Below are 23,933 nucleotides of genomic sequence, written 5' to 3' on the forward strand. Positions count from 1 at the left end.
CAACGTGTGGGAGAGATACGCGGATGGTCAGGGGGTCTCGATTCCTGGCTGCAGCCTGCGCCTCCCTGTTGTTGGCCGGGTGCTCGGTTCCTCCCGACGATCAGATCGGTGACTCCGCCTCGCAGAACATGGCCGAGACGTCGGCATCGCCCTTTCCCGATATGGAGAAGGTCGACGGCGTAGCCCTCGAATCGCGTATCCCGATGGCGGTCGCGTCGGCCCAGGCCCGTGGTGCCGATGTCGATTTCGCGCTGTTGGATCGTCAGACAGGCTCGTATTACAGCAGCAACGCCGATGTTCAGGTCGAAACCGCGTCGGTGTCCAAACTCTTTATCGCCGACGAGGTGTTGTTCCGAGCGCAGTCGGAGAACCGTCCGGTCTCGGCCGACGACCTGGCCACCATGACCAGCATGCTCGAATTGTCCGACGACAACGCCGCGTACACGCTCTGGTATCGCTACGGCTCGTCCGAGATCGTGCGCACGGTCGCGGCTCGCTACGGCTTGACAAGCACCACAGCTCCCGGCGACGACCAGTGGTACAACACCGAGACCACGCCCAGCGACCTGGTCGGCTACTACGCGGGGTTGCTCAACGGCAGCGGCGGCCTGACGACTGCGTCGACGGACGTGGTGATCGGAATGCTGCGTCGTTCGGCACCGATAGCCGCGGACGGCTACAAGCAACATTTCGGGATCGTCGACGGTTTGCCCGGCGAAAGCGTGCACGCTGTGAAGCAGGGCTGGATGTGCTGCGTGTCCGATCGGTGGGTACACCTGTCGACAGGCACGATCGGTCTCGACAACCGCTACGTTCTGGCGCTGTCGTCACGCGAGGACATCTTCTACGCAGACGACATGGAACGCTATCCGGACACCGCCGTCGTCGACGTCAGCGACGACGCCAGCGCACTGCATGCAAGGGATACTCTCACCGGCTTCGTCTCGATGCTCTTCCCCGACGGCACCGTCAGCTGAATTCGTCAGTCCTGCAACAGGTCCGGACGACGCTCGGCGGTCCTGTCCAGTGATTGCTCTCGACGCCACGCAGCGATCTTCGCGTGATCACCCGAGAGAAGTACCGGCGGAACGTCGAGATCGCGCCACTGCGCGGGGCGGGTGTAGCTCGGCCCTTCGAGCAGTCCGTCGGAGAACGAATCCTCCTGGTGCGACTGCTGATTGCCGAGAACCCCTGGCATCAGTCGCACCACGGCCTCGGCCATGACGAGGACGGCCGCTTCGCCGCCGATGAGTACGTAATCGCCGATGCTGACTTCCTCGACACGGACGCGGCGCGCGGCGTCGTCGAACACACGTTGATCGATGCCTTCGTATCGGCCGCAGGCGAATACGAGATGCCGCTCGGAGGACCATCGCTCGGCTGTCCGCTGGGTGAACGGCACACCGGCCGGAGTGGGGACGACGAGGAGAGAATCGTCTGTCAGCACGTCGTCGAGTGCGTCTCCCCACACTGTCGGCTTCATGACCATTCCCGGTCCACCGCCGTAGGGCGAATCGTCGACGGCCTTGTGCACGTCGTGAGTCCACGATCGCAGATCATGGACCTCGACCGAGACGAGGCCGCGGTCGATTGCTTTGCCCAGCAACGCAGTTCGGAGCGGCGTGAGATATTCGGGAAAGATGGTGACGACGTCGAGGCGCACGATCTACTCCGGATCCAGCAGACCCTCGGGCGGATCGATCTCGATCGTCTTGTCGGCCAACGACACCGAGGTCACGATGGCCGCAACGAACGGCACGAGAATTTCGGCGCGGGTGGCTTCGCCGAAACCAGGACTCGGCGTGATGGAGAGCAGCTCCCCCGCTGCAGAGTGGAGGACCTCACGGACCGTTCCCACGACGGTGCCGTCGGTCAGGATCACCGTGAGGCCTTCGAGTTCGTGGTCGTAGTACTCGTCCGGGTCGTCGGACGGCGGAAGGTCGGTGGATTCGACGACGAACAAGATGCCGCGTAGTTGGTCGGCGGCCGTCTTGTCGTCGATACCGTTCAGACGCAGCAGAAGCCGCCCGGAGTGTTCCCGGACGGCGTCCACTGTGTACGAGGCCGGCTGCGCGTTCGATCGGGGCTTACGTCCCGAGAGAACGGTTCCTTCGGCGAAACGGTCGTCGGGGTTGTCGGTGCGAACCTCTACGACGACTTCGCCTTTGATGCCGTGCGACTTCGCGACACGGCCGATGACCAGCTCCATGATGGGTGTGTGACCTAGGCGTCCGTGTCGACCACGTCGACGCGGATGCCGCGACCACCGATTCCCGAGACGAGCGTGCGCAGCGCCGTAGCGGTACGACCGCCACGTCCGATGACCTTGCCCAGATCGTCGGGGTGCACGTGGACTTCCACGGTGCGGCCGCGACGGCCGGTGATCATCTCGACGCGAACGTCATCGGGATTGGCGACGATGCCGCGAACGAGATGTTCGACGGCATCGGCGACAACGGCACTCACTTCTCAGCAGCCTCGGCGGCCGGCGCGTCTGCCGTCTCGGTTGCTGCAGCGTCGGTGGTCTCCGCAGCGGCGTCGTCGGCCTTCGGAGCCTTCTTCTTCTTGGCGGTGGTGGCCTCGCCCTGGGGCTCGGAGTCGGCCTGCGCCAGTGCGGCGTTGAACAGGTCGAGCTTGGACGGCTTCGGCTCGGCGAGGCGGAGGGTTCCCTCAGCGCCGGGGAGGCCCTTGAACTTCTGCCAGTCACCGGTGATCTTGAGCAGTGCCTCGACAGGCTCGGTCGGCTGTGCGCCGACGCCGAGCCAGTACTGAGCCCGCTCGGAGTTGATCTCGATGATGCTGGGGTCCTGCTTGGGCTCGTACGTGCCGATGGTCTCGATCGCACGGCCGTTGCGACGGGTGCGAGCATCGGAGATGACGACGCGGTAGTGCGGGGTGCGGATCTTGCCGATACGCATGAGCTTGATCTTGACAGCCATGTTCTGGTGGAGCCTTTCGAAAGTTGGTCACGGCGCAATTCAGCGGTTCGCACGGCATGCGAGCCCGGTTTTGCGTTGAGGGTTGTTGTGACCGCCGCGCGGTACGTAACCGGAAGACGGGCGAACAGCTGTTCATTGTGCCAGACGGGCAGCGCGATCGGTGAATCGGGCCTGCAGAACCACTCCTGTCACGCGAGCAGGATCACCAGGGCAGGGAGGGTGTTGTTCACCGAGTGCGCCGTGGTCGACGCGACGATCGAACCGGAGCGCATTCGTGCGATGCCGATCGCGAAGCCTCCCCACAACAGCACCACGAAGCGCCACCACTCGCGGTGCCAGATCGCGAACAACACCGCGGTGATCGCCAGGACGACCCATCGGTTGCCCAACCACGCCATGGGCATCGGGCGGGTGCGTTTCTCCAGCGCTCCCCACAGCATGCCGCGGAACATCACTTCCTCGCAGATCGGCGCACCGAGCCAGATCCACACGGCCAGAGCGATTTTCCAGCCGACCGCAAAGTCGGTGACGTTGCCCAACGGCATCGGGTCGTCCAACTCGATACCGGACAACAGAATCAGCGCCAGCAGGAGGCCACCGACCACCGCGACGCCACCCCACGCCAACCCGGATCGGAGATGACCGAGGAATTCAGGGGTGGACCTGGGGAGGCCGAAGTCGACGACGGGGCCGTTGCCCCGAGTCATCGAGATCGCCACCGCCAGTCCCGTAGCAAGCAGGCTCGGAATCATGATGCCCACCACGAACACGGCCGAGGCGTCCGACGTCACAACGAGCCCGAGCATCAGGAATCCCACCAGGTTGAGCCCCAGCACCAACGCCGCGGCCGGTAGTCCCCACCGTTGACCGCTTCTGCGTTCGAGCGCGGCCTGCTCGGCTCGCCAGTAGGTTTCGGACAACCCCGATCCCTGCTGCTGAACGTGATTCATCGGTGCCATGCCGGCCCAGCTGGGACGGTCCGGATCGGGCTGTCCTGCATCACTTCTCGGATCGGTCACCGTCGGCCCGCCGGTCCGCTCGTCGTGCGGCCGCGCCGGTCGGTCACGCGTCCGCGCAGGATCACCAGATCCGGGTTGGACAGCACCTCCGGTCCCCCTCGCGGATCTTCGGAGTAGACGACGAGATCTGCGGGAGCGCCGTGCTCGAGCCCCTGCCGACCCAGCCACGACCGGGCGTCCCAGCAGGCAGCACCGAGTGCGTCGGTCGGCGAGAGTCCGACGGCAGCGAGTGCGGCGACCTCGTCGGCGATGCGGCCGTGCGCGATCGAACCACCGGCGTCGGTACCTGCGTAGAGGGGAATGCCCGCGTCGTGGGCTCGTCCGACGGTCTCGGCGACGCGTTGGCGCAGCGCCCGCATGTGCCGGGCGTAGACCGGATACCGGGTGGCGGAATCGGCGATGCCGGGGAACGTCTCGATGTTGATCAGCGTGGGTACCAGAGCGGTGCCGTGATCGACCATCATCTCGACGGTCTCGTCGGTCAGGCCGGTGCCGTGTTCGATGCAGTCGATTCCCGCCGCGATCAGTCCGGGCAGGGCATCCTCGCCGAACACGTGGGCTGTCACCCGCGCGCCCTCGGCGTGGGCAGCGGCGATGGCGTCGACGAGGATCGAGTCGTTCCACAGCGGTCGAAGATCCCCCACCGAGCGGTCGATCCAGTCGCCGACGAGCTTGACCCAGCCGTCGCCGAATCGCGCCTGCTGAGCCACCGCCTCGGGCAGTTGCGATTCGTCCTCGATGTCGATCGCCAGACCCGGGATGTATCGCTTGGGTGATGCGATGTGGCGGCCCGCTCGGATGATGCGAGGAAGGTCCTCGTACTCGTCCAGCGCGCGCGTGTCGACCGGTGACCCGGCGTCGCGCAACAGCAGCGCGCCGACGCCTCGCTCGGTCTCGGCCTGCCGGATCGACCCCGTCAGGTCGGTGTGTCCCCCGCCGTATTCGATTCCGACATGGCAGTGGGCGTCGACCAGACCAGGCAGAATCCAACCGCCGTCGTGGACGAAATCCGCGTCCGCAATCGGCTCGGTCGACAGAACGCCGCCGTCGATCCAGAGATCGATCTCCGTCCCGTCCGGCAGTCCGCGGCCCCGCACCCGCATCGCCGACACGTGCGCGCGCTTACTTCTTGGGCAGTTTCAGCTGCGAGAGATCGATGCCCTCGAGTCCCGGCGGCAACTGGTCGAGGCCCTTGGGCATGGACGACAGGTCCGGCATGCCTGCTGGCATTCCGCCCGGCATGCCGGGGAATCCACCGCGGATCTTGGGCTGCGTCGGACCGCGAGCGCCCTTCTTGCCTTTCTTGCCCTTCTTGTTGTTCCGCACCTGCTTGCGTGCGCCCGGCATGCCCATCCGACCGGCCATGGCCGACATCATCTTGCGAGCCTCGAAGAACCGGTCGACCAGCTGATTGACGTCGGAGACCTTCACACCCGAACCGTTCGCGATACGCAACCGACGGGACGCGTTGATGATCTTCGGGTCGGTACGTTCCTGCGGCGTCATGCCGCGGATGATCGCCTGAACCCGGTCGAGTTGCTTCTCGTCGACGTTGGCGAGTTCCTTCATCTGACCGGCACCGGGCAGCATGCCCAGCAGGTTTCCGATCGGCCCCATCTTGCGGACGGCCATCATCTGCTCGAGGAAGTCGTCGAGCGTGAGTTGTCCCGAGCCGATCTTGTTGGCCGTCGCCTCGGCCTGCTCGGCATCGAAGTGCTGCTCGGCCTGCTCGATGAGGCTCAGCACGTCGCCCATGCCGAGGATGCGGCTGGCCATGCGATCGGGGTGGAAGACGTCGAAGTCCTCGAGCTTCTCACCGGTCGACGCGAACATGATGGGCTGGCCGGTGACCTCACGGACGCTCAGCGCGGCACCGCCGCGAGCATCACCGTCGAGCTTGGTGAGAACGACACCGGTGAAGCCGACGCCGTCACGGAACGCCTCGGCCGTGCTGACGGCGTCCTGACCGACCATCGCATCGAGAACGAACAGTGTCTCGTCCGGCTGGACCGCGTCACGAATCCCTGCGGCCTGACTCATCAGCTCGGTGTCGATGCCGAGGCGACCTGCGGTGTCGACGATGACCACGTCGTACTGCTTGCTGCGAGCCTCGGCGATGCCGGACCGGGCAACCTCGACGGGATCGGCAGCCGAGACCCCGAGTGCATTCTCGCCGCCGCCGATGGACGTGCCCGGATGCGGCGCGAAGACGGCGGCTCCGGCCCGCTCGCCCACGATCTGCAGCTGGCTCACGGCACCGGGACGCTGAAGGTCGCACGCGACGAGCAGTGGGGTGTGGCCCTGGTCCTTGAGCCATTTCGCGAGCTTGCCCGCCAGCGTCGTCTTACCGGAACCCTGCAGACCGGCGAGCATGATCACCGTGGGCGGATTCTTGGCGAAGACGAGCCTGCGAGTCTCGCCGCCGAGGATGCCGACCAGTTCCTCGTTGACGATCTTGACCACCTGCTGGGCCGGGTTGAGCGCGCCCGAAACCTCGGCACCCTTGGCCCGGACCTTGATGCGGCCTATGAATTCGCGTACGACGGGCAGTGCCACGTCCGCTTCGAGCAGGGCCAGACGGATCTCACGGGCCGTGGCGTCGATATCCGCGCCGGACAGTCGACCTTTGCCACGCAGGTCCTTGAGAGTCCCGGTCAACCTGTCGGAAAGGGATTCGAACACCGATTGCACTCCTGAGCTAGCCGATCACCGAAAACGAGCCGAATCCGGCACGTTCACCAGACTAGCGGCAGCACGCCGCGTCGTCGCTGGGGCGTTCGACTGTCGTGTCGAACGTGTCGATGCCGACCGGTCAGGCTTTGCGCGCGGAATCGTTCCACGTCACTGCCACACCCCGGGTCGCGAGCCACTGCGCGGGGTCGACCTTGACACCGGAGGGATCGTGCACCTCGAAGTGCAGGTGTGGGCCTGTCGACTGGCCACGGTTGCCCACGGTGGCGATCTGCTGGCCGGCCGACACGCGTTGGCCGGGATGAACGGAGAAGTCGTTGACGTGTCCGTAGACCGTCTCGGTGCCGTCGTCGTGCCGCACCTTGACCCAGAGACCGAAGCCGGATGCCGGTCCTGCGTCGGACACGGTGCCGTCGGCGGCGGCGTAGATGGGCGTCCCGATCGGTGCCGCGATGTCGAGGCCACTGTGCTGAGTGCCCCATCGCGAGCCGAAGTTGGACGTCAACACCCCTGCCACGGGCTGCACTGTGCCCTTCTTCAGCGAGCGCAGGCTCTCGAGGGGTGACTCGACACCGACTCCCACCTGCCCCAGGCCGACATCGTCGAGCCATTGCTGGGCGGCGGCACCGGGATCGGTGACTCCGAACGCGGCCAGTGGGTCGGAGGTCGGTGCCGGCGCGGATTCCGCAGCAGGCGCGGCTTCGGCAGGCGCGGCCTCCGGCGGTGCGGGCTGTGACGGCGGGGGCGGGGGCGCGAACTGTGGGGGTAGGAACTGCGGAAGCTCGAACTGGGGCAGCTCGAATCCCGCGGGCAACAGACCCTCCGGTACGGCGAACGGGAGTCCGGTTGCGGGTGCCTCCGGGATCGGTGCGGCCGCGGCGGTGCCGGCACCCATCGACGTCGCGCCGACGACGATCGCGCCGGTCGCGGCGACGATGGTTGCCGCCCGTCGACCGAGGTCGGGGGTGTCCTGCACGGCGCGGTGCCTGCCACGCGCCGGACGCGCTGTGATGTCGGTCGGTGTGTGGACGGTCGACCGTCGGTGGGATCCCACAGTTCGTGCCTCTCGAATGACCAGGAGTGGAGCCTGCAGGAACGACTTTGTTCGAGCAGTGTGGAGCCTGCCGAACGACGTGGTTCGGGCAGTGCGGAGCGTGCAGGAACGGATGAGAGTGTCGTTTCTGCGTTGGGGACGAATGTAACAAATCGGCATCGGCGGCAGGCCCGTCGGCCGGAAGTTCGTGAAAAGTCACCAGCGCGAGTCGGTCTGCTCTCGCATTCCGACTCGCGGTCAGGTGCCTTCCGGCTTTTCCGGGGGCTTGGGCGGTTCCGGGGCGGGTACGACCGCGAGGATCGCTCGCTCGAGGTCTTCGCGGACCGCCCTGCTGTCTGCTCCCGCCAAGTCGATGCAGAAGGAGTCGACCACCGAGCTGCCCAGGGTCGAGACGCGGGCCCACCGGATGTCCGATCCCTGCTGCTCGATTGCACTGGCCAATCGGCAGAGCAGACCGAGCCGGTCCTCTGCTCGTAGTTCGAGTACTACCTGACCTGGTTCGTTGTCGTCGAACCACAGCACGCGAGGCGGAGCTTGAGCGTAGAGAACCGGGACTGCCGAATCCTCTGCGTCGTCCTCGACGGCTTCGGCTCTGGCATCGCGTTCCTTGGCGTCGAGCACGGCGACGAGGTCGAGTTCGCCAGCCTGAGCCCGGATTATTTCCTGCCGCAGCAGACCGGCCTGTGGCGGGGCTCCGAACAGCGGCGCGACGTCGAACGAGTTGATCGCCGACCCCTCGTGACTGCCGAGGGAGGCCGAGAGCACACGCAGCGAATGCAGTGCGAGTACTCCCGCGGCGTCGGAGAGCAGCCCGGGCGTGTCGGGGGCGATGACGGTGACGACGAAGGTGTGCAGCCCGTCGGTCGGCGCGATGTCGACGTGGACGCCTCCCCGCGCTGCGAGTTCGATGTGTGCCGGGTCGAGTGGATCCGGGGAGGGAAGGCTCTCTCCCGCCATCACCAATCGACAGCGACGCACGAGCTCACGGATGAGCGAGGCCTTCCAATCGCCCCACACCCCGGGGCCGGTGGCGAGCGAGTCCGCCTCTGCCAGTGCGTGAAGCAGCTCGAGGAGAATGGTGTCGGCACCGAGGGCGTCGACGACGGTTTGCACGGTTGCGGGGTCGTCGAGGTCGCGTCTGGTGGCGGTCTCCGGCAGCAGCAGGTGGTATCTCACCATCGCCGTCAGCAGTGCCACGTCGGACGGCCACAGTCCGAGCCTGTTGCCGATCTGGATGGCCAGATCGGCGCCGACGACGCTGTGGTCGCCGCCGCGTCCTTTGCCGATGTCGTGTATCAGCGCGCCGAGCACCAACAGGTCCGGGCGCGCAACTCGGGTGGTCAATGCGCTTGCGTAGGCGGCAGTTTCGACCAGATGACGATCGACTGTCCACGTGTGCACGGCGTCTCGCGGCGGTAGATCGCGTACCGCGCCCCACTCAGGAATGAGCCTGCCCCACAGTCCGGTTCGGTCGAGCGCTTCGATGGCCGAAATGGCTTTGCGACCCGATCCGAGCAACACGAGCAGATCGTTGAGGGCTTCCTTGGGCCACGGCTCCCGAAGCTCGGGCGCACTGTCGGACAGCCGGTTCAAGGTCGAGGCAGACATCGGCATGCCGGTCTGCGCCGAGGCAGCGGCGACGCGCATGATCAGGCCGGGGTCCTTGTTCGGTCGAGCGTCGCGGGCGAGAACGACCTCGCCGCCGTGTTCGACGACACCTTCGTCCAGTGGCCGCCGGACCGGAACTCGACGCAGTCGCGAAAGGCCACGTCTGGGAAGCGAATTGCCGGCAGTGCGCAGCCCGACGTCGACCGAGTAGCTGATGGTGCGGGCCGAATCGCTCAGTACGCGAGCGAGATCGAAGCGGTCACCGATTCGCAGCGCGGCCCCGATCTCGTCGGCATCCTGTGCCCGCAGTTGATCTCGTGCTCGACCGGCGACGCGGTGCAGTTCGGTGCGCACGTCCAACAGACGGCCGTGCGCGAACGCCAAACCGCCACCGGGCGATTCGGGTCCGAGCCCGGGCATACCGTCGGTCAACTGCGCAATGGAGAGAGCGTCGAGCAACTGGACGTCGCGCAGTCCCCCGCGGCCGCTCTTGAGATCGGGTTCGGCGCGGTGTGCGATCTCACCGCTGCGCGACCACCGCCCGCGGGTCTGCTCGATCAGCTCGTCGAAACGCCCTCGAATACCGTTGCGCCACTGGCGACGTACGCCGCCGATGAGGAGATTGCTCAATTCGACGTCACCGGCGATGTGACGCGCCTCCAGCATTCCGAGCGATGCCGTCATGTCGGCTGCAGCGACCTGCAGAGCCTGCGGCACCGTTCGCACGCTGTGGTCGAGCTTGATGTGTGCGTCCCACAGCGGGTACCAGAGCTTGTCGGCGACATCGGAGACGATGCGTGGGTCGAGATCGTCGTGCAGCAGTATCAGGTCCAGATCCGAATACGGCAGCAGTTCACGACGAGCGAGACCGCCGACGGCGACGATCGCGAAACCGGAGTCCGGTTTGATCCCGAGCTCGGCACCTTTGGTGGTCAGCCAGAACTCGTGGAGATCGACCAGAGCCTGCCGCAGCGAGGGTGCATCGAGGCGACGATTGCGTGTTCCGCCGTCGAGTAGTTGTTTTCTGGCCCGAGCGAGATCTGCTGCAGCATCGCTCGTGCCCTTCGATGCGGAGCCCGTGGAGACCGAAGGCCCCGACCCTGACGCTTTCGCGCCAGAACCGGGGCCCACGGCCCGAGACCCTTTGGGGTCAGAGTGCATCAGCGCCACGTTCTCCGGTGCGCACTCGGATGACCGAGTCGACCGGGGAAACCCAGACCTTGCCGTCACCGATCTTGCCCGTGCGAGCGGCCTCGACGATGACCTCGACGACCTTCTCCACAGCGGCGTCGTCGACGACTACCTCGACACGGACCTTCGGGACGAAGTCGACCGAGTACTCAGCACCTCGGTACACCTCGGTGTGGCCCTTCTGGCGGCCGTAACCCTGAACTTCACTGACTGTCATTCCGAGTACGCCGGCCTGCTCCAGCCCCGTCTTGACGTCCTCCAGGGTGAACGGTTTGACGATTGCCGTGATCAGCTTCATTTTTGCTTCCCTTCACAAGACCTCGAGTGCCCGTTGTCGTACGGTGCAGCGTTCACGTCTATCTCTACCTTGTCAGGCGAAATCATATGCAGTCTCGGCGTGCTCGGCTTCGTCGATGCCGTTGGCCTCCTCCTCGTCCGATACGCGCCAGCCGAGAGGCTTGAGCGCAAACGCGACGACCGCGGTGACGATGGCGGTGAAGACCAGGGCGAACAGTGCGATGACGATCTGCACGACGAGCTGCTTGTAGTCGCCGCCGTAGAACAGGCCGGTCTCGGATGCGAGGAAGCCGATTCCGATCGTTCCCCACAGGCCTGCGACGAGGTGAACGCCCACGACGTCGAGCGAGTCGTCGTAGCCGAACTTGAACTTCAGTCCGACAGCAAGTGCGGAGAGCACACCGGCGATGACGCCGAGGATCATGGCACCGACCGGCGTGAGCGTGCCTGCGGCCGGGGTGATGGCGACCAGACCTGCGACGATGCCCGAGGCAGCGCCGAGGCTCGTGGCGTGTCCGTCACGAATGCGCTCGGTGATGAGCCAGCCCACGATCGCGGCTGCCGTGGCTGCGGTGGTGTTGACCCAGGCCACACCGGCGATGCCGTCGGCGGCGAAGGCGGAACCTGCGTTGAACCCGAACCAGCCGAACCAGAGCAGGGCTGCGCCGAGCATGACGAACGGGAGGTTGTGCGGGCGGTAGGCGACCTTGCCGAAGCCGGCGCGCTTGCCGATGATGATCGCCAGAATCAGGCCTGCGATACCGGCGTTGATGTGCACCACGGTGCCACCTGCGAAGTCGATCGGAGCGACGCTGGCGACGAGTCCACCGTCACCGTCGTCGGTGGTTCCGAAGATCATTGCCGCCAGGCCGTTCTCGGATCCGGAGAGCAGTCCGCCACCCCAGACCATGTGGGCCATCGGGAAGTAGGCGAGGGTGACCCAGATGCCGGAGAAGGCGAGCCAGGTGCCGTACTTGACGCGACCGGCGATCGAGCCGCTGATCAGTGCCACCGTGATGATGGCGAAGGTGACCTGGAATGCCACATCGATGATGTTGGCGTAGCCCCAAGCGCCGACGATGTAGTTACCGTCCGCATCGGTGATCGAATCCTTGAGTCCGAAGAACTCGAACGGGTTGGCGAAGACACCGCCGATGTCCTGGGTTCCGTAGGACATGGACCAGCCCCACAGGAAATAGATGATCGAGACGACAGCCATCGCTCCGAACGACATCATCATCATGTTCAACACGGACTTCGACTGCGACATACCGCCGTAGAAGAACGCCAAGCCCGGCGTCATCAGCAGTACCAGCGATGCTGCCATCAGCATCCACGCGGCGTTGCCGGAGTTGGCCAACATATCCTCGGGACTCACGTACACCCTCCATTCTCCTGCACACCGGTTGGCGCGCCGTTACGCAAGAAGAGTGGTTTCACGAGGTTTCATCCGTGACACTCGCGTGTTTCGGATATGTGAACGCATGACCGAATTCTGTTGCAAAAAGGTTTCGTGCTGGCGTTTGTGCTTTTGCCCCGGTTTGCGAACTACTCGAGAGTCAGCATCAGCCGAGCAGTGCGTCGACGAAAGCCCCGGGCTCGAACGGTGCCAGATCGTCGGCACCTTCACCGAGACCGACGAGCTTGACGGGCACTCCGAGCTCACGCTGCACCTGAAAAACGATGCCACCCTTCGCGGTTCCGTCGAGCTTGGTCAGAACGACTCCCGTGATGTTCACGATCTCGGCGAAGACACGGGCCTGCGTCAGTCCGTTCTGGCCCACGGTTGCGTCGAGAACGAGCAGAACGTCGTCGACGTGGGCCCGCTTCTCGATGACTCGCTTGACCTTGCTCAGTTCGTCCATCAGACCCGATTTGGTGTGCAACCGTCCCGCGGTGTCGATCAGAACCACGTCGACGCCGTTCTCGATTCCCTTGCTCACCGCGTCGAAGGCGACAGCGGCCGGATCCGCGGCCTCCTTGCCGCGGACCACCTCGGCACCCACTCGCTCGGCCCAGGTCTGCAACTGATCGGCCGCAGCTGCGCGGAACGTGTCGGCGGCACCGAGCAACACCCGCCGCCCGTCCGCGACCAGCACGCGAGCCAGTTTGCCCGTGGTCGTCGTCTTGCCGGTGCCGTTGACTCCGACCACCAGCAACACAGCGGGTGCGCCGTCGTGGGGAAGAGCACGAATCGACCGGTCGAACTCGGGGTGCAGCTGCGCCACGAGGATCTCGCGCAGCAGAGCTCTGGCGTCGGCTTCGGTGCGAATACTGCGCGCCGCCATCTGCTCACGCAGCGTGCGCATGATCTCTGCGGTGGTCGCCGAACCGATATCGGCGATCAGCAGGGTGTCCTCGACCTCTTCCCACGAGTCCTCGTCCAGGTCACCGCCGCCGAGCAGGCCCAGCAGGCTCTTGCCCACCGCGGACTGAGATCGTGCAAGCCGGCCACGGAGACGGTCGAGCCGTCCCTCGGTCGGGTCGATGGTGTCCAAGCGGCGAGGCGCAGGAGCAACGGTGTCGGCTACCGGAGGCTCGGGCGCAACAGGCTCGGCGACGGTGACATCGGTCGCCGGGGCCTCGGGTTCGAGCACTTCCGGCTCGATCCAGACGGTCTCCGATTCGACCGGTTCAGGCGTGGGAACCACCGGCGGCGGCTCGACCGGAGTGGAGTCGACGGGGATGTTCTCGACCGGCTCGGCCTCGATCGGCTTCGGCTCGGCCGGCTTGGGGGCCTTCGGGACTACGGGCTCGGCCGTCGCCGTTCCCTGACTGAAGGAGAAACCGCTGCCCGCGGTGTAGCCACCGGATCTGTCCTTGGCAGCCGCGTCCTCGATTCGCGGTGCCTCGTCCGACTTGAGGGACACTCTCCGGCGACGGGAAAGCACCAGCCCGACGACGAGGACGACGAGCAGGACGGCAGCGATCGCCGCGACGATGATCCACGCTTGGTTACTCACGTAGAACATCCTCTCAGGCGATCGCGGCAGATCGTCACCGGTGGTGCACCGACCGTGAAAAATGCGCTTCCCGCCCGGGAGTCGGTGTCGATAGCATTCACGGTCATGGAGTGGACCACGGTGCGCGACGCCGCAGAACTGACCGAGATATTCGGCGAGCCGAGCTTTCGAGCCGCCAACAAGGACCGACGCGCGCTGCACCCACTGGACGTGCAGTGGCTCGCTGCATCACCGTTCTGCCTCCTCGGGACCTCCGACGCGAGCGGGCGATGCGACGTCTCTCCCAAGGGCGATCCGCCCGGCAGTCTGGTGCACGTCCTCGACGACGCCACGATCGCTCTCGCCGAGCGGCCGGGCAACCGCCGGATGGACGGCTATCGCAACATTCTCGAGAACCCGTTCGTCGGGCTGAACTTCTTCGTACCCGGCCGCGGCGACACCCTCCGCATCAACGGTCGAGCCTCCCTGGTCACCGACGCCCCGTTCTTCGACGAGCTCCGAGTCAAGGGTCATCGCCCGATCATGTGCCTCGTCGTCGACATCGAGGAGGTGTTCCACCACTGTGCGAAGGCGTTCATGCGATCCAAGCTGTGGCAGCCCGAGACCTGGGATGCCGATGCCCTCCCCGACGTCGCCGCGCTGACGAAGGCGTTGATTCCGCAGGCACCCGAGACGGTGGAGGAACTGCGCGAGTACTACGGGCCGTCCTACGCCGAGCAGCTCTACCCGCAGCAGTAGCCACGAAGGACGAATCTCAGGAGACGGTGTCGGGCTCGACGACAGGTGCCGCGCCCGACTCGGGCGTTTCCGGCTCGGCTGTTTCCGGCTCGGCTGTATCCGGCTGCAGTGCGTCCACTGCGACACGTTCTCGGTTCAACCGCTGCGAGATGACGGTGGTGATGCCGTCGCCGCGCATGCTGACGCCGTACAGCGCATCGGCCACTTCCATCGTCGGCTTCTGGTGGGTGATGACGATCAACTGCGACTTCTCGCGGAGCTGCTCGAACAGTCCGATCAGTCGACGCAGGTTGGTGTCGTCCAGTGCAGCCTCGACCTCGTCCATGACGTAGAACGGTGACGGTCGGGCGCGGAAGATGGCCACCAGCATGGCCACCGCGGTCAGCGACTTCTCGCCACCGGAGAGCAGCGAGAGCCGCTTGACCTTCTTGCCGGGCGGGCGTGCCTCGACCTCGATTCCGGTGGTGAGCATGTCCGACGGGTCGGTCAGGATCAGTCGTCCTTCGCCGCCGGGAAAGAGCTTGGCGAACACTCCGGTGAATTCCCGTTCGACGTCGAGCCAGGCCTCGGTGAAGACCTGCAGAATCCGCTCGTCGACGTCGGCGACCACGCCGAGCAGATCCTTGCGCGCGGACTTGACGTCTTCGAGCTGAGTGGAAAGGAAGTTGTAGCGCTCCTCGAGGGCAGCGAACTCCTCGAGGGCCAGCGGGTTCACCTTGCCGAGGGTGGCGAGGTCACGCTCGGCGCGTTTGGCGCGCTGCTCCTGCGTGGCGCGGTCGAACGGCATCGGGGCCGGTGCCACCACCTGCTCGCCCCGCTCCTTTGCCGCCTCGTACTCGGCCATCTCGAGTTCGGTGGGCGGCAGGGCCACATCGGGCCCGTACTCGGCCACCAGATCGTCGAGGCCGATGCCGTGCTGCTCCAGAATCGTCGTCTCGAGTTGTTCGATCCGCAGTGCGGCCTGTGCGCGGGCCACTTCGTCCCGGTGCACGGCGTCGGTGATCGACGCCAGCTGGCCCTGCAGGGCTCGAACCTGCTCTTTGACCTTGTCGAGTTCGATTGTGCGCGTTGCTCGTTCGGCGGAGAGCTCGTCGCGCCTGCGTGCCGCGGCCGCAACGACCGTGGCCAACCGCGCGGCGACTTCTTCGCCCGATTCTCCGACCGCCGCCGCCACTGCGGCCGCATGCCGCCGCGCTGCGCTCTCGCGCTCGGCTCGCGCCCTGGCCTCCCGCTCGGCTCGCGCCGCCCGTCGAAGGGAATCTGCCCGGCCTCGTACGGACTGTGCGCGCTCTTCGGCGGTCCGCACGTTCAACCGAGCTTCGACCTCCACGGCACGCACTTCGGTCAGCGCCGCTGCCGCCATCTCCCGTTCCATGGTGGTCGCAGCGTCACCGCTCTCGCCGTCTCCCGCGAAACCCGATTGCTCGTCCTCGGCCGTCCGCAGGTTTTCCTCGAGCTCGGCCAGCCGCGCAATCGCTTCTTCTCGACTGGCCTCGGCAGAGCTACGCTGCGTCGTCAATCGCGCCGACTCCGCATGAGCCGAACGCGCCAGCTGACCCAATCGGCCCAACTGTTCGTACACCGCGGCCATCGCAGCGTCGGATTCGTTGAGCGCCGCGAGCGCTTGCTCGGCCGATTCGCGCCGATCCCGTTGTTCTTCCAACGCTCCCGACAGCGCTGCGTCGAGTTCCTCCGCGCGGCGGACCGCCGCCGCCAACTCCACCGTCGACGTGTCGATTGCCGACTGCACCTCGAGGGTGCTCGGGCGACGGTCCGAGCCGCCGGTGACCCAGCCGGCTTCGACGACGTCGCCGTCCTTGGTCACCGCACGCAGCTCACCGGAATCGGAGACGAGACGGTGGGCAGCGTCGAGCGAATCGACGGCGACCACACCGTCGAGCAGGGCCGCCATTGCCGCGGCCAACCGGTCCGGATACCCGATCAGGTCCAGCACCCATCGAGCCCCACTCGGGAGGTCCGGGCGTCGAACCGATCGTGCTGCAACGACACTGCCGTGCACGATGGACGCGCGGCCGCCGTCGGCCGCACGCAGCGCGAGCACGGCATCACGCGCGGCATCGAACGATTCGGCGTGTGCGGCATCGGCGGCCGGCCCCATGGCCACCGCCACCGCGATCTCGTATCCCGGCTCGACCGTGAGATGGCCTGCGAGCAGGCCCGACAGACCGTCCTGCTGGTTCTCCACCAGCCACCCGGCACCGTCCTTGCGTTCGAGACCCATCGTGAGCGCTTCGATCCTGGCCTCGAACGACGCCACCTTCTTGCCTGCGATGCGTTCTTCGGCCTGCAGTTCGGTCACTCGGGCGTCGGCATGTCGAAGCGCGGCGACAGCTCGTTCGTAGTTGGTGTCGAGGCTCAGTTCACTCGCATCGAGGGTGCCGATCTGATCCTGCACGCTCTCGAACTCACGCTGAGCCGATTCGCCGCGCTCTCGGGCCTCGTCGATGGCCACCGACAAGCGCTCCACCTCCGCGTCGATCGACTCGACCTTGGTTCGGAAGGTGTCGACCCGGCCGGACAGGCGCGCGAAACCTTCGCGGCGGTCGGCCACTGCGCGCACCGCAGCGAGGTGGGCACGCTCGGCGGCCGATGCCGCAGCCTCGCGCTCGGCCAACTGCTCTCGTGCCGCCTCGAGGGTTTCGCGTGCCATCTCGACGGCTTCGACGAGTTCCATTTCTTCTTCGGCGACCCGCTCGGCCTGCGCTTCGAGCTCGTCCGGGTCCTGTCCCCGACCGGTGGATTGCACGGCATCGAGATGCCGAGCTCGTTCGTGCGCGATGCGCACCGTCGCATTCACCCGTTCGGCCAACGCGGAGAGACGGAACCACGTCTGCCCGGCCGCCTCGGCGCTGGGGGTCAGCCGTGCTACGGCCTGCTCGTGTTCGCCGAGTGCCACCGAGCCGGCTTCGAGGGCGTCCTGCACCATCGCGTACTGCTCACGCGCCGCTTCCTCGTCCTGGGTCTGGTTCGCGAACTCCTCGCGCCTGGCCACCAGGTCGTCGGCCACCAGCCGCAACCGGGCGTCGCGCAGGTCGGCTTGGACGGTCTGCGCGCGACGCGCAACCTCGGCCTGCCTCCCGAGAGGCTTGAGTTGGCGGCGCAATTCGGTCGTGAGGTCGGTCAACCGCGCCAGGTTGGCCTGCATCGCGTCGAGCTTGCGGACGGCCTTTTCCTTGCGCTTGCGGTGCTTGAGCACCCCGGCTGCTTCCTCGATGAAGGCTCGCCGGTCCTCGGGCCGCGATTCCAGGATCGCGGCGAGCCGGCCCTGCCCCACGATGACGTGCATCTCGCGCCCGATACCGGAGTCGCTGAGCAGTTCCTGGACGTCCATCAATCGGCACGAACTGCCGTTGATCTCGTACTCACCCGCGCCGTCGCGGAACATCCGCCGGGTGATCGAGACCTCGGAGTAGTCGATCGGCAGTGCGCCGTCGGAATTGTCGATCGTCAGAGTGACCTCGGCGCGGCCGAGCGGGGCTCTACCCGACGTGCCCGCGAAGATGACGTCTTCCATCTTCCCGCCGCGCAACGCCTTGGCACCCTGTTCACCCATCACCCAGGTCAGGGCGTCCACGACATTGGATTTGCCGGAGCCGTTGGGCCCGACGACACAGGTGATTCCGGGCTCGAAACGAAGAGTCGTCGCCGAAGCAAAGGACTTGAAGCCCTTCAGCGTCAGACTCTTGAGATACATAGCGTCCGTACTTTACCGGCACGCTGCCCGAAAGTGCGCCGAGCCTCCCGCAACGGACGATCAGCGTTCGACGAAGCCCGTCAGATCTCCGCGGGCGGTGTCCCAACTCTCCACGACCAGCGTGACCGTGCCCGGGGTTTTTCCGCCTCGGAGTAATTCCAGGAGTGCCTCGAGACGCTCACGTGGGCCCTCCGCTATCACCAGGACTCGTCCGTCCGCGTGGTTGGTCGCGTGACCGACGAGTCCGAGTTCGAGTGCGCGCGAGCGAGTCCACCACCGGAACCCGACGCCCTGAACGAGCCCGTGCACCCACGCCGTCAACCGTTCGTCGTTCACGAGCGAGCCAACTTTCGGACGGTTCCGTCGAAACTGGTGGCGTACAACGCTTCCTCGTCGAATCCGGAGCCGCCGAAGGCGACCGACGAGGTCAGTGGAACGCCGGTCGCTATCACGCAGGACGATCCGGATTCCGGGTCGATACGGACTACCCTGCCGGCGAGATTCTGTGCGAGATAGACCGTTCCGTCGTCGCCGACGGTCAGGTCGTCCGACATCGCCAGCGGTCCGACACCGTCGATGCGAATACGCGCGGATGGTCCGGACGGATCCTTCTCGTCGAGCACGGTGAGCGTCGTCTCGAGATCGAACGTGTTGGCCACGTAGACCTTTTCCTCGCCGATGCCGATGCCGTTGGCCGATCCCAGGTCGGTACGCACCGTCGACACCGAACCGTCGACCGCAACGCGCGTCAGGCCGGAGAGGGTGCCCAGGTTGCGAGTGGTGAACAGATCACCCGACTCCGATCGCGCCAGACCGTTGGGCATCGCCAGTCCCGACGCGTACGTCGACCGGACCCCTGTACCGAGATCGATCGTGTCGACGGTGCCGGATCGGGTATCGAGAAGCCCTGCGGCAGCGCTGTTTCCGGTCGTGAAATACAGCGTGTCGCCGTCGCGGACCAGTCCGCCCGGCGACTCGACGTCGGCAACGAGTGTGCCCCGGACACCGTTCGGCGCCACGGTACGCAGCGCGCCGGGTCCGACAGGCGAGGTCTCGGACACGATCATCGAACCGCGGCCGTCGAACTCGAGATTCTCGAGCATCCCGAATCCCGACGCCACCGTGCTCACCGACCACGGAGTGCAGCTGCTCGACGCGTCCGCGGTGGGAGCCAGGGCGGTCGCCGCGCCGAGGAGCAGACCTGTGACTACCACGGCTGCCCTGGCTTTCATCAGGCGTCCACGTCGATGTCCAGGTTTATTGTCGTACCGGCCTTCAGGGTCCGCCCGACGGTGCACACCTTGTCGATGGCGCGCTCGACGACCGTGAGCAGACGCTCCTGCGCCTCGGGGTCCATCGCGCTGAGATCGACTCGGAGAATCTCGTTCAGTTCCGGATACCGCTCGTTTTCGCGATCGGCGGCACCGGACACCTCGACGGTGGCGGAGTAGTCATCGCCCAGTCGACGCGAGAGCGGTAGGTCCGAGCTCATGCCGGTGCAGGCCGCGAGTGCGATTTTCAACAGCTCGCCGGGGGTGAAGACACCCTCCACCGACTCGGACCCGATGAGCACTTCCGCTCCTCGGGAGCTGCGGCCGGTGTAGCGACGGGTGCCTGTGCGCTCGACCCAAAGGTTGGTCGGCGTGCTCTGTTCTGCCATGACGGAAATACTAGGCGGGCTGTTCAGGAGTGGAGCCCGCGGAATGGTCTATTGAAACAGGAGTGGAGCCTGCGGAATGACCTGTGCAGTGTCAGCCGCGCACGTGGCGGGGTCGCGGCTGGCAGGTGGGGCAGCTGAACGAGCTGCGATTCATGAACTTCTCGCGTCTGATCGGGGCTCCGCATCGCGAGCAGGGCAGGCCCTCCTGACCGTAGGCGTCGAGGGAACGGTCGAAGTAGCCGGATTGGCCGTTGACGTTCACGTACAACGCGTCGAACGAGGTTCCGCCCTGCGCCAGGGCCTCGCCCATCACCGCGTGCACTGCGGTGAGAAGACGCCGCAGCGCCGGCCGCGTCAGGGTCTCCGCGATTCGATTACCGTGGATCTTCGCGCGCCACAGAGCCTCGTCGGCATAGATGTTGCCCACGCCCGAGAGCACGGTCTGATCGAGCAGTGCTCGCTTGATCTCGGTGTGCTTGCCGCGCAACACGTTCACCACCGATTCGGCGTCGAACAGTGGATCGATCGGGTCGCGGGCGATGTGTGCGACCGGTTCGGGTACCTCGGTACCGTCCACGGTGACGATCGGGGCGAGCGCCCAGCCGCCGAAGGTGCGCTGATCGACGAAGCGCAGATCGGTGCCGTCGTCGAGTCGTGCCCGGATGCGCAGGTGCTTCTCGTCCGGGGCGGACGGCGGCTGCACCAGCATCTGTCCGCTCATGCCCAGGTGCACGACGGTCGCGAAATCGCCGGGTTCCATCACCAGCCACAGGTACTTCCCGCGCCGCCGAGCCGAGGAGATGCGCTGACCGCGCAGCTGGCCGATCAGATCGAGACCACCGAGATCGTGACGCCGCACGGCGCGGGGGTGCAGCACCTCGACCGACTGCATCGTCCTGCCGACGACATGAGATTCCAGACCGAGCCTGACGACCTCGACCTCGGGCAGTTCCGGCATCAGGATTCGTCGGTTGCCGACTCGGCCGAAATCGCAGTGTCGTTGTTCGACAGCGTGTTCCACGCCAGACTGGCGGCCTTCTGTTCGGCTTCCTTCTTCGACCGACCGATACCGACGCCGCGCGGGAATCCGCCGACCAACACGGTGGCAGTGAATTCCTTGTCGTGATCGGGTCCGGTGGACGAGATCTCGTACGCGGGAACGCCGAGTGCACGTTCGGCGGTCAATTCCTGCAGGCTCGTCTTCCAGTCCAGCCCTGCACCGAGCTTGGGAGCTCGATCGAGAAGGCCTGCGAACAGAGTCAGGACAACGGTGCGCGCGACGTCGATGCCGTGCTGGAGGTGGATTGCACCCAGCAACGACTCCATGCCGTCGGCAAGGATGCTCGGCTTGTCGCGTCCACCGGTCTGTTCCTCGCCCTTGCCCAACAGCAGGTGGCGACCCAGGCCGCCGTCGCCGAGTCCACGCGCGACCTCGGCCAGGGCATGCATGTTGACCACGCTCGCCCTGATCTTGGCCAGCTGGCCCTCGGACTTGGTGGGGTGCACCGCGTAGAGGTGCTCGGTCACCGCAAGGCCGAGGACGGAATCGCCCAGGAACTCGAGGCGCTCGTTGGTCGGCAGACCACCGTGCTCGTACGCGAACGACCGGTGCGTCAGAGCCAACGTCAGCAGCGGCTCGGACAGGGAGACACCGATAGCGGCGAGGAGCGACTCCCGGTCGTCCCCGCCGCTGGCGGCAGTGGAGCTATTCTTCTGTGAACCGCTGTTGTGCCGATCCACTACTTCGTTTGTCACGTAAGCGGAAATCAGACCGCTGCGACGACCTGGCGGCCCTTGTAGGTGCCGCACGAGGGGCACGCGATGTGGGGCAGAGTCTTCTCGCCGCAACCGCGGTTGGGGCACGTCACGAGGGTGGGCGCAGTGGTTTTCCACTGTGCACGACGCGACCTCGTGTTGGAACGCGACATTTTGCGCTTCGGGACAGCCACTTACTTCTCCTCGGCTTCGTTGTTCACAAGTTCTGTGCTCGGTTCTGGATCCACGCCAAATTTGGCTGCAAGACCAGCCCAGCGAGGATCAATTGTATCGTGACTGTGGCCGGATTCAGCAATCGCCAGGCGAACGCCGCATTCTGGGCACAATCCCTCGCACTCGTCGCTGCACACGGGGTGGAGTGGAAGCTCCAGACCGACCGCGTCGACAATGACGGGTTCGAGATCTATCAGGTCGTCGAGGATGCGGTGAATCTCGTCCGCATCGGTGGTCTCCTCGGTGATGCTGTTCGGGTAAGCGAACAACTCGGTCAAGTAGACGTCGACGTTGCCACCGACCGGGTCGAGGCAGCGTGTGCACTCTCCGGCGGTGACTGCTCGTACGGAGCCGGTGACGAGTACGCCCTCCGAGACCGCCTGCAACTGCAGATCGAGCGAGACCGGAACACCGGCTTCGATGGCAATGGCATCGAGGCCGATTCGGGAAGGAGCAGGAACCGTCCGCTCGACGGCCTTCGTCGACCCGGGTCGACGACCGAGGTTGAGAATGTCCAGAACGAATCCGTCGTCCAGTTCCGGACGGGTCGTTCTCTTGGGCGGGGGCACGGCTGTTCTTCCTTACTGTCGGTATGCCTACTGTCGGTAAGCAACCCCACAACGGTACGCATGCGTGCATACGAGGGCAAATCGCTGCCGTTCAGTGTCGGCTGCGACGCCCCTGCTCCGGGCTTCCGTACGCGGATTCGCCGTACGGCTCGCTGCCGTATTCCGGCACACCGGAACCTGTTCGCAGTTGCTGACGCCCACGGCCGACCGAACGAATGGTGCCGCTGAGGAACTCCTCGAACTCGGCAAGCTTGGTGTCGACGTACACGTCGCACTCGCTGCGCATCCGATCCGATTCGGCGTGCGCACTGTCGATCACCCGAGCCGACTCGGCGTGGGCTGCCTGGACGACCTCGGTTTCCGAGACGAGCCGGTTCTGCTCGGCGGTGCCGTCTGCGACCGACCGCTCGTACGACGCTGTGCCGGACTCGATCATCCGGTCGGCCTCGGTGCGAGCGCGAACGGTCAGGCCCTCGTACTCACGCTGGCCTTCGAGCACCGTTCGCTCGGCCTCCGCCTCGGCATCGGCCACGAGCTGGTCGGCGTGCGCGGACGCCTCGGACACCATGCGATCTGCTTGGGCCTTGGCGTCGGCGAGAATACGATCGGCCGAATCCCGGGCGTTCTCGACCGTGTCCTGGGCCTCGGCATTGGCCGTGCCGACCGTCTTCTCCGCAGTGGCCCTGGCATCGCCGACGAGCTTGTCGCGATGATCCAGTACGTCCTGGGCGTCGTCCAGCTCGCCGGGGATGGCGTCGCGGACGTCGTCGAGCAGTTCCAGGACATCGCCGCGAGGGACGACGCACCCGGCAGTCATCGGAACGCCGCGCGCCTCCTCGACAATGGCGACGAGCTCGTCGAGCGCCTCGAATACGCGGTACACCGGTTACCCCAATCGTCGAATCTGCCACTGCGCGGTCTTCACTCGCAGTGCTGCGCTGTTCAGTCTGCCCGCCGACGCGTGCGTCTGCGCTATACCGGCTCGGTGTGTCGCTCCTCGAACTACTCTGCTGCCCGCTCGGCGATACGGGCAAGCAGGCGGTCCTGAACGAAGGGCGGCAGCATGCCGGTGACGTCTCCCCCGAAGGTCGCGACCTCCTTGATCAACGAACTCGACAGAAAGCTGTGCGCAGGATTCGCCGGGAGAAACAGCGTGTCCACACCGGTCAACGTTCTGTTCATCTGAGCCATCTGCAACTCGTAGTCGAAGTCGTTGGCACTGCGCAGACCTTTGACGATCGCCGAAAAGCCTTCTTGCCGAGCGTAATCGACCAACAGTCCGTACCACGAACCGATCCTGACGTTGGGCAGATGCTCCGTTGCGACCTCGAGCATCTCGATCCGCTCGTCGATGCTGAACATGCCCTTCTTGCTCTTGTTCACCATCACCGTCACCACCACCTCGTCGAAGGCGGCGGCGGCACGCTCGAAGATGTCGAGGTGACCGTTGGTCACCGGGTCGAAGGATCCAGGGCAGAGTGCGCCAGTCATGTCCGCGAA

Annotated in this window: 24 protein-coding genes; 2 read left to right on the plus strand and 22 right to left on the minus strand. The window is 65.8% G+C overall.

What is annotated here, in order from left to right; all coding sequences use genetic code 11:
* Nucleotides 1-23: 23 nt before the first annotated feature.
* Entirely contained in the window at nt 24-977 is a 954-nt protein-coding gene (locus tag AYK61_RS05955; protein WP_121870151.1) for a serine hydrolase, read from the plus strand.
* A 5-nt stretch (nt 978-982) separates the two neighbouring features.
* Here AYK61_RS05955 and trmD read toward each other — a convergent pair whose 3' ends face one another.
* The 12 genes from trmD to ftsY form a co-directional block, all read right to left on the minus strand.
* Nucleotides 983-1,663: a tRNA (guanosine(37)-N1)-methyltransferase TrmD gene (gene trmD / locus AYK61_RS05960; protein ID WP_121870152.1), complete on the minus strand. Its 681-nt coding sequence runs from the start codon at nt 1,661-1,663 to the stop codon at nt 983-985.
* Nucleotides 1,664-1,666: 3 nt separating this feature from the next.
* Complete coding sequence (rimM, locus tag AYK61_RS05965) at nt 1,667-2,209, minus strand: ribosome maturation factor RimM (protein ID WP_121870153.1); 543 nt, start codon at nt 2,207-2,209, stop codon at nt 1,667-1,669.
* Nucleotides 2,210-2,223: 14 nt separating this feature from the next.
* Nucleotides 2,224-2,466, minus strand: coding sequence for an RNA-binding protein (locus AYK61_RS05970; RefSeq protein ID WP_094614376.1), 243 nt, complete (start codon nt 2,464-2,466; stop codon nt 2,224-2,226).
* Nucleotides 2,463-2,939, minus strand: a complete 477-nt coding sequence (gene rpsP / locus AYK61_RS05975) for a 30S ribosomal protein S16 (RefSeq protein ID WP_121870154.1) — start codon at nt 2,937-2,939, stop codon at nt 2,463-2,465. The genes AYK61_RS05970 and rpsP overlap by 4 nt, the downstream gene beginning before the upstream one ends.
* A gap of 188 nt (nt 2,940-3,127) precedes the next feature.
* Complete coding sequence (locus AYK61_RS05980; protein ID WP_183130178.1) at nt 3,128-3,958, minus strand: type II CAAX endopeptidase family protein; 831 nt, start codon at nt 3,956-3,958, stop codon at nt 3,128-3,130.
* The gene (locus AYK61_RS05985; protein ID WP_183130179.1) at nt 3,955-5,061 is read right to left on the minus strand and encodes an amidohydrolase family protein; all 1,107 of its coding nucleotides are present in this window, start codon (nt 5,059-5,061) and stop codon (nt 3,955-3,957) included. The genes AYK61_RS05980 and AYK61_RS05985 overlap by 4 nt, the downstream gene beginning before the upstream one ends.
* A gap of 19 nt (nt 5,062-5,080) precedes the next feature.
* Entirely contained in the window at nt 5,081-6,640 is a 1,560-nt protein-coding gene (gene ffh, locus AYK61_RS05990) for a signal recognition particle protein (RefSeq protein WP_121872488.1), read from the minus strand.
* 130 nt (nt 6,641-6,770) lie between these two features.
* Nucleotides 6,771-7,703, minus strand: coding sequence for a M23 family metallopeptidase (locus AYK61_RS05995; RefSeq protein ID WP_121872489.1), 933 nt, complete (start codon nt 7,701-7,703; stop codon nt 6,771-6,773).
* 237 nt (nt 7,704-7,940) lie between these two features.
* Nucleotides 7,941-10,472 carry a [protein-PII] uridylyltransferase gene (locus AYK61_RS06000; RefSeq protein WP_121872490.1) on the minus strand — a complete coding sequence of 844 codons (2,532 nt, stop codon included), beginning with the start codon at nt 10,470-10,472 and terminating at the stop codon, nt 7,941-7,943.
* Nucleotides 10,462-10,800: a P-II family nitrogen regulator gene (locus AYK61_RS06005; RefSeq protein WP_019664269.1), complete on the minus strand. Its 339-nt coding sequence runs from the start codon at nt 10,798-10,800 to the stop codon at nt 10,462-10,464. The genes AYK61_RS06000 and AYK61_RS06005 overlap by 11 nt, the downstream gene beginning before the upstream one ends.
* A gap of 72 nt (nt 10,801-10,872) precedes the next feature.
* A complete protein-coding gene (locus AYK61_RS06010) occupies nt 10,873-12,177 on the minus strand; it encodes an ammonium transporter (RefSeq protein WP_374700637.1) in 1,305 nt (434 codons plus the stop codon).
* Nucleotides 12,178-12,364: 187 nt separating this feature from the next.
* Complete coding sequence (ftsY, locus tag AYK61_RS06015; protein WP_121872491.1) at nt 12,365-13,762, minus strand: signal recognition particle-docking protein FtsY; 1,398 nt, start codon at nt 13,760-13,762, stop codon at nt 12,365-12,367.
* Nucleotides 13,763-13,867: 105 nt separating this feature from the next.
* Here ftsY and AYK61_RS06020 point away from each other — a divergent pair, with 105 nt between their 5' ends.
* Nucleotides 13,868-14,500: a pyridoxamine 5'-phosphate oxidase family protein gene (locus AYK61_RS06020; protein ID WP_121870157.1), complete on the plus strand. Its 633-nt coding sequence runs from the start codon at nt 13,868-13,870 to the stop codon at nt 14,498-14,500.
* 16 nt (nt 14,501-14,516) lie between these two features.
* On the opposite strand, the gene smc is transcribed toward AYK61_RS06020, so the two are convergent.
* The 10 genes from smc to coaD form a co-directional block, all read right to left on the minus strand.
* Entirely contained in the window at nt 14,517-18,215 is a 3,699-nt protein-coding gene (gene smc / locus AYK61_RS06025) for a chromosome segregation protein SMC (RefSeq protein WP_121870158.1), read from the minus strand.
* A 60-nt stretch (nt 18,216-18,275) separates the two neighbouring features.
* Nucleotides 18,276-18,551: an acylphosphatase gene (locus tag AYK61_RS06030; RefSeq protein ID WP_121870159.1), complete on the minus strand. Its 276-nt coding sequence runs from the start codon at nt 18,549-18,551 to the stop codon at nt 18,276-18,278.
* Complete coding sequence (locus AYK61_RS06035) at nt 18,548-19,447, minus strand: SMP-30/gluconolactonase/LRE family protein (protein WP_259467947.1); 900 nt, start codon at nt 19,445-19,447, stop codon at nt 18,548-18,550. The genes AYK61_RS06030 and AYK61_RS06035 overlap by 4 nt, the downstream gene beginning before the upstream one ends.
* A complete protein-coding gene (locus AYK61_RS06040; RefSeq protein WP_094614370.1) occupies nt 19,447-19,875 on the minus strand; it encodes an OsmC family protein in 429 nt (142 codons plus the stop codon). Before AYK61_RS06040 ends, AYK61_RS06035 begins: the two co-directional genes overlap by 1 nt.
* 91 nt (nt 19,876-19,966) lie before the next feature.
* Entirely contained in the window at nt 19,967-20,833 is an 867-nt protein-coding gene (gene mutM, locus AYK61_RS06045; RefSeq protein WP_121870160.1) for a bifunctional DNA-formamidopyrimidine glycosylase/DNA-(apurinic or apyrimidinic site) lyase, read from the minus strand.
* Complete coding sequence (gene rnc / locus AYK61_RS06050; RefSeq protein WP_121870161.1) at nt 20,833-21,615, minus strand: ribonuclease III; 783 nt, start codon at nt 21,613-21,615, stop codon at nt 20,833-20,835. Before rnc ends, mutM begins: the two co-directional genes overlap by 1 nt.
* A 26-nt stretch (nt 21,616-21,641) precedes the next feature.
* Nucleotides 21,642-21,824, minus strand: coding sequence for a 50S ribosomal protein L32 (rpmF, locus tag AYK61_RS06055; RefSeq protein WP_032397784.1), 183 nt, complete (start codon nt 21,822-21,824; stop codon nt 21,642-21,644).
* Nucleotides 21,825-22,433 (minus strand): DUF177 domain-containing protein, encoded by a 609-nt coding sequence (locus tag AYK61_RS06060; RefSeq protein WP_183130181.1) that lies wholly within the window; start codon nt 22,431-22,433, stop codon nt 21,825-21,827.
* A 91-nt stretch (nt 22,434-22,524) separates the two neighbouring features.
* Nucleotides 22,525-23,316, minus strand: coding sequence for a DivIVA domain-containing protein (locus AYK61_RS06065; protein ID WP_121870162.1), 792 nt, complete (start codon nt 23,314-23,316; stop codon nt 22,525-22,527).
* 119 nt (nt 23,317-23,435) lie between these two features.
* A complete protein-coding gene (gene coaD / locus AYK61_RS06070) occupies nt 23,436-23,924 on the minus strand; it encodes a pantetheine-phosphate adenylyltransferase (RefSeq protein ID WP_121870163.1) in 489 nt (162 codons plus the stop codon).
* Nucleotides 23,925-23,933: the final 9 nt, after the last annotated feature.

The organism is Rhodococcus sp. SBT000017 (assembly GCF_003688915.1).
In the GTDB taxonomy this organism is placed as follows: Bacteria; Actinomycetota; Actinomycetes; order Mycobacteriales; family Mycobacteriaceae; genus Rhodococcoides.